We start from the raw sequence: 12408 nt of genomic DNA on the forward strand, positions 1-12408 counted from the left end.
AATCGGTGATCGACGTTGATCAGAACGACGGATGGTGCGATCGGGTCATCTCGGCTACCTCGGAAAGGTGTTGCAGCATCGCCTGTCTCGCAGCCTTCGGGTCATGGTCGCGCAGCCGCAGGTAGATCCGCTGGTGCCCCTCCTGGGACAGGCGGCGCGAAGGCGCGTCGGCGTGCGAGAGTGCTCGTGTGGTTGCAGTCCATTCGTTGGCCAGCGTGCCGAGCGCCACGAGCAACCGATTCTGGGACGCCTGCGCCACCAACATGTGAAAAGCGATGTCCTGCTTAATCGATTCTTCCTGAGTGAGCGGTTGCCGCGATCCTTGGAGGACGGTTTCCAACGCGATAAGGGTCGAGTCGGTGATGCGGCGCGCCGCGAGTTCGGCGAAGCGCGGCTCGATGGTCTCGCGCAGTTCGGCGACATCCCGAAGCGTGCGTTCGGCGTCAGAAATACGTTCGTACAGGTCATTCGCCCTGCTGGTCGGCTCGGTGACGATGGTTCCCCGGCCGGGCCGCCGGGCCACCATGTTCTTGACTTCCAACTCGTGCATGGCCTCTCGCAGGGAGGTCCGGGAAACGTTGAGGGAGGAGGCCAGATCCCGCTCGGAGGGCAACCGAGTTCCCGGGGCCAGCTCGCCGGTGCAAATCAACCGCTCGAAGTGCGCGACGATCTCGACGCCGATCGACGTGGAGCGACGCGCGAAGCCGCCCAGCTGCGGAAGCTCAGTCACAGGGATCCCGTCGACGATTGAGTGGTTTGGTCTGATTGGTCGGACCATCTGATGAACGCATCGTATGGCGGCGATAAGTGCGTTCGCGCGGCGAGAAGCGGGATGCAACAAACTCTTGACGCGTGGAAATCTCGGCGTAACAGAAGAGCCCGCACCAGAGACGGTGCGGGCTCTTCGGATTGAGGGTCAGAGGTGGAATCGCAAGTGGTGGTTGGCGAATCGCAGGAGGGCGTGGTCGCCGTCCGGCGCTCCGATGGCACTGAGACCCGCCGGAGCGTCGCCAACGGCGAGACATGGGGCCGAGACTGCCGGGCGCCCCGACAGGCTGGCCACACAGGTCAGATGGAGGGTCGCGGTGCGGGCGCGTTCTGCCGACTCGCTCCTGCGCAACGGTGCGACGCTCGATGCGCTCGGCAACAGGAGTGCTGTGGTTGCACCGAGTTGTGATGACAGGTGGTCGCGAGCCGCGGCGATCACTGTGCGTGCGACATCGGCCTCGGGTGCGGTCACAGTCGACGCAGCCCGGAAACGTTCGGCCACGTCGCCGGTCACTGCGTCCGGATGTCTGGTCAGGAAGTTCCCGTGCGTCTGCCACGCCTCATAGGCCTGCACGGTGCGGAATGCTCGGAACCATTCCTCCAGTCGGCCCGCGGTGATGTCTCGTTGGGACACCGGCATGAACTCGGCGATCTTTCGTGTGCTCGACCAGAAGGCCTGAGCTACCTCGGGTTCCGCATAGGCGAGCAGCGTCGGATCGATGACGACCTCGTCGATGTCGTCTGCTGGTTGTGGCGGGACGAGCGCGTTGACCCCGAGCGTAAGGGTGTCGAGGCTGCGGGCGAGCAGTCCGACGGTGTCGAAGGATGGTGCCATCGGTAGCAGGCCCGTGGAGTCGATTACGCCATGGCTCGGGCGGAAGCCCCAGATGCCCTGGTAGGAGGCCGGGACGCGAATCGATCCCGCCGTGTCGGTACCGAGCCCCAGGTCGACCTCCCCAGCGGACACGGCAACCGCCGGCCCGCTCGATGATCCTCCCGGAATACGCTCGGGCGCAGCAGGGTTCGGAGGTGTCCCGTAGTATGGGTTGATCCCACCGAGGCTGTAGGCGAGTTCGTCGGTATGTGCGATCCCGGTCACCGAGGCGCCCTGGGCGAGTAGCGCAGCGACCGCGGCGGCGTGCTCGGACTCGATTGGTGAATGCTTCAGGTAATGAGGTGTGCCCCCGCCAACTGGCTCACCGGCAATGGAGTAGAGGTCCTTGACCGCCACTGACAGCCCCGTCAATGCGCCGTCACCGGTGGCATGTACTAATGGTGCGCCCACCTTGCGCCAGACTGTTGCGTCGCGTGCCGGCCCGGCACTGACGTGTGCGTAGGCCACCTTCCACCCGTCCTCGGTAAGCCGCCAAGCCTGGGTTTGCAGACCGCGCGCACCGTTGGGTCGACAGGTTTCCGCCAGGATCAAGGTGCTGCCCTCCGACAGCTCCCGAACATGCACCGCGGTGATGGTGCGGGCAGGGGCGCCCTGAGTGCGGGACGCTCGGAAGCGGGCGATCGCGTCATGACCGAGCAGAACTGCGGTGTGGTCGGCGCGAACGGTCTCCTCGTCATTCCAGAACAAATCATCCAAGGCTGCAACGTCATTGGCCATCAATGCTGACTCGTAGCGCCAAAAGGACTGCATGAGAGCGGGATTGGCGTCATCAACCGCCAGGACTGAGGATTCGACACTGGTGCTCATGAGCACAGAGTGCACCCCGATTGTTTCACCCGCGTGACAGATCCGTTCAACATGTCTGACATGTGCTAGCGTCGCCGGCATCGCATGTGGCTGGGAGGTGACCGATGAGTTCTGTTGTCTCGACACGGCAGATCCTGATCCAGACTCTTGCCGAGGAAGCGTTCGCGCCATTTGGTGCGGTGCTGTCCGCGGTTCCCGACGGTGAGGCTCCCCGCCCGGGCGAGCGCCTGCTCGACTTGTCACGAGGTCGGCCCCGCTTCTACGTGATGGCGCTGCAGAACCGCCCCGCACGCTTCACCTCCCTGACGCGACACCGGAGTGTCACGCAGACGTTGGCCGCGGTCGGAGGCGGAGAATGGATGATCGCCGTGGCACCCCCCGGCGCCGTCGATAAATCTGAGGCGCGGCCGGCAATCGAGCAAGTCGCGGTTTTTCGCGTTCCCGGGCACGTAGCGGTGCTGCTCCACAGAGGCACCTGGCATGCCGGCCCGTTCTTCGAAGGCGACGCCATGTCGTTCTTCAATCTTGAGCTGGAAGACACAAACGAGGTTGACCATCAGAATTATTCGTTCGAAGGAGTCGAATTCGTGGCGGTTGCGGAACCTCGCCCATGACGCGCGACGTGCCTGTCGGACTGCTGTATCAAATGTGGGAGACGCCCGACGTCTCCACGGCGGCCCTCGTGGATCGAGCCCTCGCTGACTTCGGGCTTGCGGCGGATTTGGGCTTCGACGCGGTGTGGGTCGGCGAACATCACTTCGTGCCGTCGGGGCGAAGCTTCTATGGGCGGATCGCGCACCCGGAGATGCTGCTCACCAAGGCGGCCACGCAGATACCGCGGATGCGGTTCGGCACTGGCGTGAAGGTGCTGCCCGACATCAGCGCGACTCGTGCTGCCGAGGAAATGTGCATGCTTGATCTGCTCACGGCTGGGCGTGCGGATTTCGGAATCGGGCAGGGGACTGGCTACGTGGGCGACGAGCGATCACGGCGTCAACATATCTTTCGGGCGAGGCTCGACGAGATCCTGCGGCTGCTCGATGGGGAAGCATCCGATGCTCTGCCGACACTCACGTTCGATGACGGTGCGCGTGTCAGGGCAAATCTGTGGGCGGCCTGCCGGGATGAGGCGTCGGTGGAGCATGCCGCCCGTAACGCACTGAACTTCGTTGTCGGGCAGGCAGAGAACGCCCACGCGCAGGCTGAACATATTCGTCGCTATCGGGCGGGCGGTGGCGTGGGTCAGATCCGCGGTGTGCGAGCCGTCCACATTGCGGAATCACGTGAGCGGGCCTGGGCAGAATTCGAAGCCGCCTTCGAGGTGTACAGCGTGTTGATCGCCGGACCGGATGCCAAGTACGCAAGGGAGGCCATCGCGGCCGGATTGCTGCTTGAACGGCCGCAGACGGTCGACGAGTGGCTGTACCAAGCCAATGTGATCCTCGGGACACCCGACCAAGTGGCTGAGGCGCTTTCAGCGTACGTGGACATCACGGGTGTGGATCGTCTCGATCTGTTGGTGCAGTTTCCGCGACTTCCGGCTGAGTGCACGCGCAGATCATTGCAGCTTTTCGCCACCGAGGTATGGCCCAAGCTCGAGCCGGTGCTGGTCGCGTCGTGAGGACGGCTATCTGCGAACAAGCCGGATCACGGTGTGCTGAAACGCATTTGTCGAATGAAGCTCAGATGCCCAGTAGGCGGTGAAGCCCGCGCGGTTGACCCCCACGACTTCCATGGTGAGCGCTGGGTTGCCTTCAGGCATGTCGAGCAGTGTCGAGTCGCGAGCTGAGACTGCGGTCGCTGACGGATAGACGATCTCCCATTCGGTGTCACCGAGGCCGAACTCCGCGGCGATGTCGAAGACCGGTCTGGTGGCGTCGATCTCAGCGGGAGCCGAGTCGGGTAGCACGATCGAGTCGTTGGCACGGATGACCGGCTTGCCGTCGGCATGCCACACTTTGGTGGTCCTCAGCACTCGAGCGTCGGCAGCGACCTCGTACTGCACGACTTCTTCGGGACAAGGGGAATCGATCCGGTTCTCCACCAACGTCATCGAAGCTTGTCGACCCGTGGATGCGATCAGCTCGGATCGGTCGATCTGTTCGTCGATCCGGGCAGAGACGTCCAACATCCGGCGGTTGATGGTGGTGTCGGCACCTTGGCGGCGACGGATGTAACCGCGTTCCTCTAGTCGGACGAGGGCTTCGCGGACGGCCGGTCGCGACACTGCCAGCCGCTCGGCGAGCGCCGGTTCGGCGGGCATGTATGAACCTGACCGGGCGGACTCCAGCCATACCTCCTCGAGACGTGCCCGCAGGCCGGTGCGGCCGTTCGGGGACGGACGAGGTGCCGGAGTCATGGCGGAAGTGTAGTTCTCGGTTGTCTGACAGGTAGTGGACAAGCGAAACGCTGCAGCCTACGCGTCGGTCAGGAACCGGCCGATCTCCCGCGCGGTACGTTCCGGCTGGTCGAGCATGACGAGCACGCTGGCGTCGTCGACGTAGCGCAGCTGTCCGCCGGTCAGTGTGGCGAGTCGTTCGGCATGGTCGTCGGGCATCACCCGGTTGCGGCCCCACAGGACGAGGACGTCGCCGGGAAACTCGGCCAGCCGGTTGGTGGCTCGGATCAGGTCGGCTTTGGCGAACGTGGTTCTGCTGTATTTCAACAGGTCGGCGCGGATTCGCCGGTCGGCGATACCGGCCGACAGCCAGCTCTCGGCAATGTCTTGTGGGATGGGCTTTTTCGTCATCATCCCGAAACCGAACCAGCGCCGCCGCACCCACGGGACACGCAGCTGACGCATGGCGAGTCCCAGCGTCCCGGTGGTTCTGGTCCCGAGCCACACCACCTTGCCCGGTAGTCCCGGCGGGAAGTTGTCGAAGGCCTCCGTCGGGCAGATCACCATCCGCGCGACCCGCTTGTCACGGCCCCTGTCGGTGAGGAAGAGCGGCCCGCCCCAGTCGGTGACCACCAGCGTGACGTCGGTGAGATCGAGCGCGTCGAGGAAATCCGCGACGACGCCGACCATCCCGTCGAGGGTGAGATCGGCGTCCTCCCGCATGGGGACTCGGTGTCCGCCCATCGGGAGGACGGGCAGTAGATAACGAAAGCCGTTGGGCAGCAACGGTAGTGCCAGGTCCCACTGGGTGTCGTTCATCAGCAGGCCGTGCAGGAGCACCACGGGTGGGTCCGCGGAGTCTCCTTCCTCGCGGTATTCGACGGTTCCGGCGTTGAGTTCGACGGATTTCATAGCAACCTTCCTGGGCTAGAACACTGATTCTAGAATATATGCTCTAGTCTGTCGGTAGGAGGTTCCCATGGCAAGGTCCACGCGAGAGGCAATCCTCACCGCCACGGCGGAGCTGATGCGGCACAAGGGTTACGCCGCGGTGGGCATGAAGGACATCGTGGCCGCCTCGGGCGCGCCGATCGGTTCGCTGTATCACCACTTCCGCGGCGGGAAGCTGCAGATTGCGCAGGAAACGCTGGTCAACTCGGGTGCCGCGTACGCGATGCTCATCCCGACGACCGTCGACAACTTCGACGACCTCGGCGACGCGATCGAAGGGGTGTTCCGTCAGGCTGCCGAGGACATGGCCGCGACCGGGTTCGCGAACATGTGCCCGGTGGGCACCGTCGCCGCCGAGACCGCCGATACCGTCGAGGATCTGCGGCAGACCGCTGCTGAGGTGTTCACCGGCTGGTTCGACGGGGGTGCCGCGTATTTCGAGCGGCGGGGCCTGGATCCCGCGGGCGCGAGAGAGGTCACCATCGCGTTGATCGCGGCACTCGAGGGCGCATTCATCCTGGCCCGCACTCTGCGTGACGTCGAACCGCTGCTGGTAGCCGGCCGGGCGCTTAGCCCGCGCTACCGGGGCGTGTCCCTGCGCGATCCCGTCGCCGCGGCGCGTTAGGCTATCGAACAGGTGTTCTGACGAAGGGGCTGGCGTGCGAGTGATGGGAGTCGATCCCGGGTTGACCCGCTGCGGCCTGTCGGTGATCGAGAGCGGTAAGGGCCGACAGGTCACCGCGCTCGATGTCGACGTGGTCCGTACACCTGCTGACGCGCCGCTTCAGAAGCGGCTGCTGGCGATCAGTGAGGCCGCCGAATACTGGATGGACACCCACCTTCCCGACGTCATCGCTATCGAGCGGGTGTTCTCGAATCAGAATGCCAACACCGCGATGGGCACCGGGCAGGCCGGTGGTGTCATCGCGTTGGCCGCGGCAAGACGCGATATCGACGTGCACTTCCACACCCCGTCGGAGGTCAAGGCCGCCGTCACCGGAAATGGCCGGGCCGACAAGGCACAGGTCACCACGATGGTCACGAAGATCCTTGGACTGCAAACGAAACCGACACCTGCCGACGCCGCGGACGCGTTGGCGCTCGCCATCTGTCACTGCTGGCGTGCTCCGATGATCGCGAGGATGGCCGTCGCCGAGGCCAAGGCAGCCGAACAGCTTCGCAAATACCAAGCCAAACTGAAGGCGGCAAGGGCATGATCGCCTCGGTTCGCGGTGAGGTCATCGACATCGCACTCGATCACGCCGTCATCGAAGCGGCCGGCGTCGGCTACAAGGTGATGGCGACTCCGTCGACACTGGCGAACCTGCGCCGCGGCTCTGAGTCCCGGTTGATCACCGCGATGATCGTCCGCGAGGATTCGATGACGCTCTACGGGTTCACCGACGGCGACGCCAGGGATCTGTTCCTGACGCTGCTGGGTGTGTCCGGTGTGGGCCCGAAGATCGCCTTGGCGACGCTGGCGGTCTACGACCCGCAGGCACTACGGCAGGCTCTTGCGGACGGCGATGTGACTGCGCTGACGCGAGTTCCGGGCATAGGCAAGCGTGGCGCCGAACGGATGGTGCTCGAACTGCGCGACAAGATCGGTCCGGTCACGCCGGGAGTGGGAGTCGGGTTCGGGGGCCATGCCGTGCGGGCGCCGGTCATCGAAGCGCTTGTTGGCCTTGGGTTTGCGGCAAAACAAGCCGAGGAAGCCACCGACAAGGTGCTCGCCAACGAACCTGAGGCCACCACCTCGAGCGCGTTGCGGGCCGCGCTGTCGATGCTTGGTAAGAAGTAGCGATGGGCCGGTTTGAGAACGACGCCGACGAACCCGACGACCAGTCTGACCGGGAGATGTCGCCGGCGCTCACGGTGGGCGAAGGCGATGTCGACGCCAGCCTGCGCCCCCGCTCGCTGGGGGAGTTCATCGGCCAGCCCCGGGTGCGGGAACAGCTCCAGCTGGTTCTCGAGGGCGCCAAAAACCGCGGCGGCACACCGGATCACATTCTGCTGTCCGGCCCGCCCGGGCTGGGCAAGACCTCGCTGGCGATGATCATCGCCGCTGAACTGGGCACCTCGCTGCGGGTCACCTCCGGCCCCGCGCTGGAACGGGCCGGGGACCTGGCGGCGATGCTTTCCAACTTGGTCGAACACGACGTGCTGTTCATCGACGAGATTCACCGCATCGCCCGCCCGGCCGAGGAGATGTTGTACCTGGCGATGGAGGATTTCCGCGTCGACGTGGTCGTGGGGAAAGGCCCTGGCGCCACCTCGATTCCGCTTGAGGTGGCCCCCTTCACCCTGGTCGGCGCCACGACCCGGTCCGGCGCGCTGACCGGTCCACTCCGAGACCGATTCGGGTTCACCGCGCACATGGATTTCTACGAACCGGTGGAGTTGGAGCGGGTGCTGACCCGGTCGGCGGGAATCCTCGGGATCGAACTCGGGACCGAGGCGGGCGTGGAGATCGCGCGGCGCTCCCGCGGCACACCACGCATCGCCAACCGGCTGCTGCGCCGGGTCCGCGATTACGCCGAGGTGCGCGCCGACGGCGTCATCACCCGCGACATCGCCAAGGCGGCCTTGGAGGTCTACGACGTGGACGAATTGGGCCTCGATCGGCTCGACCGCGCCGTACTTTCGGCGCTGACCCGCAGTTTCGGCGGCGGGCCCGTGGGGGTGTCGACGCTCGCGGTGGCGGTCGGGGAGGAGGCCGCCACGGTCGAGGAGGTCTGCGAGCCGTTTCTGGTTCGTGCGGGCATGGTCGCCCGCACCCCGCGGGGCCGGGTCGCCACACCGTTGGCCTGGACGCACCTGGGCATGCAGCCGCCGGTTACCGGGCTGGGCCAAACCGGACTGTTTGAATAAGCCGTTCTCCTGCCGAGCAGCTATCCGCGGGCTGCGCCCCGTGGTGGGGATGAAAAATCGTGTCGAGTGTGCGGTGACCGCCTCGCGCATCAGCTCGCGCAGCGTACTGATTGGCCGCGGTCCTGGTGGGACCGCGGCCGCTCAGGGGATCTTCCCTTGTGGGGAAGGCTTTTACAGCAGACCGAGCTGCTGCAGGTTGGTGATGTACTTGACGATGACCGGTGCCGTAATGTGCGGGATGTCCTTGTCGGGCCCGATCTTGGCTTCCTGCACTGCGGCACGGAACCGATCGGTCGGCGCACCGGCACCGAGCATCGGATGCGACGGCTGCTGGTAGTTGTGCAGCAGCGGCAGCAGCGAAACCTGGCGCTGCTTGTCCGGCAGAGCCCGCAACGCGGTCTCGAACCGCTGCAGCCAGGTGGCGTAGTCGTCGACCCGGTGCACCGGGTAACCGGCCTCGATCAGCCAGTCCACGAACTCGTCGAGTCCGATGCCGTCGTCGTACGGGTTCATCACGTGGTAGGTCTCGAAACCCTCGGTCACATGGGCACCCAGCGTCGAGATGGCTTCAGACACGAACTCCACTGGCAGCCCGTCATAGTGGGCGCGCTGCCGGTCGCCGTTGGCATGAAGTTCGTAGAACGATCCGGGCGCGATGCCGGTGGCGACCAGACTCATCATCATCCTGGTGAACATGTCAGGCAGGTTCAGCTGGCCGGAATACGTTGTGTCCGCAAGGATCATGTCGCAGCGGAACACCGAGACGGGCAGTCCGCAGAGGTCATGTGCCTCACGTAACAACACCTCACCGGCCCACTTGCTGTTGCCGTAGCCGTTGGCGTAGCTGTCGTCGACCTGGCGCGTCGAGCTGATCACCCGGATATCGGCATCCTCGACGAATTTGCCGGGCTCGATACCCCAACCCACACCGATCGTCGACACATAGACGAACGGCTTGATCTTCGTCGTCAGCGCGATGCGGATCAGTTCGGCGGTGCCCAGGGCATTGGGCCCGAACATCTGGCTGTAAGGCAGCATGTGGTTGACCAGGGCGGCCGGGTCGACGATCAGGTCGACGGTGTCGGCCAGTCGCTGCCAGGTGTCATGGTCGAGACCCAGATCGGCTTCACCCTTGTCGCCGGCGATGACCTCGAGGTGGTCGGCGGCCAATTCTTTGTAGTGGGCAAGGAGTTTCGCGTCGCCGACATCGAAGGTCTTGTCCAGGCGGGCCCGTGCCTCGTCATTGCTGCGGGCACGGACCAGGGCGATCACCTTGCCGTCGACGAGGTCCATGCGTTCTAGCCATTCCAGGGCCAGGTAGCGGCCCAGAAATCCGGTAGCGCCGGTGAGCAACACCGTGCGGATCTCGGTGCTCGCCTTCGGAAGGTTGGATGCGGCAGCCAGGGTGGCGCTGTCGATGAACTTGTCCAGCGTCAGATCCCGGGCATGCACCTCGGTGGCGCCCCGGCCGTGCACCGACGCGTACGTCGGACGCTTCGAACCGTGCCGCTCACCGTCGATGTAGGCGGCGACGCCGGCCAGATCGGTGGCCGGGCTGACGATCACGCCGACGGGCACGTCCACGTCGAAGATCTCGTGCAGCAGGTTGGAGAAGGTCAACGCGGACAACGAATCTCCACCGAGATCGGTGAAGTGGGCGTCGGGCTTCAGATCGCCGGCCGACGCCCCGAGCAGGGCTCCGGCGGCGCGGCTTACGGTGTCGATCACCGGTCCGGTGGCGCCGTTGCGGCGCAGCTCACGCAGTTCATCGGCCTGGCTGTCGGCCAGCTCGGTGTAGAGCTGCTCCAATTGAGCGCTGTAGTGCGCCTTCAGTTTCGGCCGGGCCAGCTTGCGGATCCCGGTGAGCAGACCGTTCTCCAACGTGAACGGTGTTGTCTCCACGAGGAAATCGCGGGGGATCTCGTAGGACTGCAGGCCGGCGGCACGTGCCGCGTCCTGCAACGAATCGCTGATGGCTTGCTTCGACGCGGTGGGATCGGTCGGCACCACCACGGCCAGCAGATACGACCGGGCGCTGTTGCCGTAAATGTAGATCTGCCCGACCAGTGGGCTGTCGCCGAACACCGCCTCCAGCTTGGAGACCGTGACGAACTCGCCCTGCGACAGCTTCAAGACGTTGTTGCGGCGATCCAGATACTCGACCTGATCGGGGCCGAGCTCGGCCACGATGTCGCCGGTGCGGTAGAAGCCGTCCTCGTCGAACATCTCGGCGGTGATCTCCGGACGCTTGTAGTAACCAGGGAACATCTGCTCCGACTTGACCAGGAGTTCGCCGCGCGGATGCGGCTGATCGGTGTGGAAGTAGCCCAGGTCCGGGACGTCGACGAGTTTGTAGTCGATCACCGGCGGGCGTTGGATGTGTCCGTCGACGAACACCGAGCCGGCCTCGGTCGAGCCATAGCCTTCCAGCAGGTGCATGTCGAGCAGGTTCTCCACCCAGCTCTTCATCTCCGCGGAGATCGGCGCCGAACCCGTCATCGCGGACACGAACCGGCCGCCCAGCAGATCCTGGCGGATTTCGGCGAGCACCTCGTCCTCGGGCGCTCCGCTGCGGTCGACACGGCTCTGGTACTCCTGAAACAGCATGTCCCAGATGCGGGGCACGAAACTCAGCTGAGTGGGCCGGACCAGGGCGAGGTCCTCCAGGAAAGTGGACAGGTCGCTGCGTGCCGCGAAGTAGGCGGTGCCGCCGCTGCTGATGGTGGCGTACAGAATCCCGCGGCCCATCACGTGACTCATCGGCAGGAAGTTCAGCGTGATCGCGGGCAGCACGCTTTGGTTCTCATCCCAGCTGGCCTTCGAGGCGATGCGCCACATGTTGGCGACTTTGCTCTCCGGGTACATCGCACCCTTCGGCGTACCGGTGCTGCCGGAGGTGTAGATCAACAGGGTCAGCGGATCGGCTTGGCCGGTCACGTACAGCGGCGCGTCGGCGAGCGACCTGCCGCGGTCCAGCACGTCGGCCATGGATTCGACGACCACTTCGGTGTCCGCCAGTGCGATCCTGGCCGATTCGAGAGCTTCTCGCTGATCATCGACCTCGGACCGGTAGTCGAACACCACCAGGCGGGCCGGCGCAGGCCCGGACTTGATCAATTCGATTGCCTCATCGAGGAAGTCGATACTCGAGGCGATCAGCTTCGGCTCGGTTTCAGCGAGGATGGGGCGAAGCTGGGCGAGCTGTGCGCTGGTCTGCAGCGGCACCGACACCGCGCCGAGTTCGATGAGCGCGACATCGATGGTCGTGTAGTCGACGCTGGTGAAGCCGAGGATGGCGACGCGGTCACCGGGCTTGACCGGATGGTTGTGCCAGGCGTTGGTCACGGCCTGAACGCGGCTCCCGAGCTGGCGGTAGGTGATGGTCTCGAACCGGGGGAGCAGCTCGGCCGATGTACGGCCGTTGGCGTCGGTGACGAGCTCGACGGCGCGCTGCCCGAGCGCAGGGCGATCGGCATAGCCGACCATGACCTCTTTGACGACCGCGGGTAGGCGCAAGTCCGGGTTGGCGGTCTTGGCGTTCACGGCATCGCTGGGTCGGGCATCGGCGAACTGCTGATCGGTGGCGTAAAGGTTTGCGATCCGGCGTTCGTACCGGTCATCGCGTGTTTCGGTCGACATAATTGGTCCCCTGAGCAAATCAAATCTTCTATGTCGGCGCTCGACGGCGCCTAGAAAATACTACGTTAGTAAAACTAAATAGATTCCCGATATGCCGGCTGAACCGCTGCGAGATGCATCACGCCGCCGACGCCCTGAT

General features: G+C 64.9%; 11 protein-coding genes. 6 read left to right on the forward strand and 5 right to left on the reverse strand.

Annotated features, from left to right (window positions below; genetic code table 11):
* Positions 1 to 19 precede the first annotated feature (19 nt).
* Positions 20 to 730, reverse strand: a complete 711-nt coding sequence (locus tag ABQF30_RS08765) for a FadR/GntR family transcriptional regulator (RefSeq protein WP_448462383.1) — start codon at positions 728 to 730, stop codon at positions 20 to 22.
* A gap of 186 nt (positions 731 to 916) precedes the next feature.
* Positions 917 to 2470, reverse strand: a complete 1554-nt coding sequence (locus ABQF30_RS08770) for an AtzH-like domain-containing protein (RefSeq protein ID WP_448462384.1) — start codon at positions 2468 to 2470, stop codon at positions 917 to 919.
* A 104-nt stretch (positions 2471 to 2574) separates the two neighbouring features.
* On the opposite strand from ABQF30_RS08770, the gene ABQF30_RS08775 reads away from it, so the two are divergent.
* Both ABQF30_RS08775 and ABQF30_RS08780 read left to right on the forward strand, forming a co-directional pair.
* Complete coding sequence (locus ABQF30_RS08775; protein WP_448462385.1) at positions 2575 to 3084, forward strand: ureidoglycolate lyase; 510 nt, start codon at positions 2575 to 2577, stop codon at positions 3082 to 3084.
* Positions 3081 to 4091, forward strand: a complete 1011-nt coding sequence (locus ABQF30_RS08780) for an LLM class flavin-dependent oxidoreductase (protein ID WP_448462386.1) — start codon at positions 3081 to 3083, stop codon at positions 4089 to 4091. Before ABQF30_RS08775 ends, ABQF30_RS08780 begins: the two co-directional genes overlap by 4 nt.
* A 6-nt stretch (positions 4092 to 4097) precedes the next feature.
* Here the strand turns inward: ABQF30_RS08780 and ABQF30_RS08785 are convergent, their stop codons facing one another.
* Together ABQF30_RS08785 and ABQF30_RS08790 are read right to left on the reverse strand one after the other, a co-directional pair.
* Positions 4098 to 4829, reverse strand: a complete 732-nt coding sequence (locus ABQF30_RS08785) for a GntR family transcriptional regulator (RefSeq protein WP_448462388.1) — start codon at positions 4827 to 4829, stop codon at positions 4098 to 4100.
* 57 nt (positions 4830 to 4886) lie between these two features.
* Positions 4887 to 5720, reverse strand: a complete 834-nt coding sequence (locus ABQF30_RS08790; RefSeq protein WP_448462390.1) for an alpha/beta fold hydrolase — start codon at positions 5718 to 5720, stop codon at positions 4887 to 4889.
* 67 nt (positions 5721 to 5787) lie between these two features.
* Here ABQF30_RS08790 and ABQF30_RS08795 point away from each other — a divergent pair, with 67 nt between their 5' ends.
* From ABQF30_RS08795 to ruvB, 4 genes are read left to right on the forward strand one after another with little or no spacing between them, the layout of a single operon-like run.
* A complete protein-coding gene (locus ABQF30_RS08795) occupies positions 5788 to 6384 on the forward strand; it encodes a TetR/AcrR family transcriptional regulator (RefSeq protein WP_448462392.1) in 597 nt (198 codons plus the stop codon).
* Between the two features lie 34 nt (positions 6385 to 6418).
* Positions 6419 to 6976, forward strand: coding sequence for a crossover junction endodeoxyribonuclease RuvC (gene ruvC, locus ABQF30_RS08800; RefSeq protein ID WP_448462394.1), 558 nt, complete (start codon positions 6419 to 6421; stop codon positions 6974 to 6976).
* Positions 6973 to 7560 carry a Holliday junction branch migration protein RuvA gene (gene ruvA, locus ABQF30_RS08805; RefSeq protein WP_448462396.1) on the forward strand — a complete coding sequence of 196 codons (588 nt, stop codon included), beginning with the start codon at positions 6973 to 6975 and terminating at the stop codon, positions 7558 to 7560. Before ruvC ends, ruvA begins: the two co-directional genes overlap by 4 nt.
* A 2-nt stretch (positions 7561 to 7562) precedes the next feature.
* Positions 7563 to 8630, forward strand: coding sequence for a Holliday junction branch migration DNA helicase RuvB (ruvB, locus tag ABQF30_RS08810; RefSeq protein WP_448462398.1), 1068 nt, complete (start codon positions 7563 to 7565; stop codon positions 8628 to 8630).
* Between the two features lie 171 nt (positions 8631 to 8801).
* Here ruvB and car read toward each other — a convergent pair whose 3' ends face one another.
* Complete coding sequence (car, locus tag ABQF30_RS08815) at positions 8802 to 12269, reverse strand: carboxylic acid reductase (RefSeq protein WP_448462400.1); 3468 nt, start codon at positions 12267 to 12269, stop codon at positions 8802 to 8804.
* Between the last annotated feature and the right edge of the window lie 139 nt (positions 12270 to 12408).

Source organism: Mycolicibacterium sp. XJ870 (assembly GCF_053483975.1).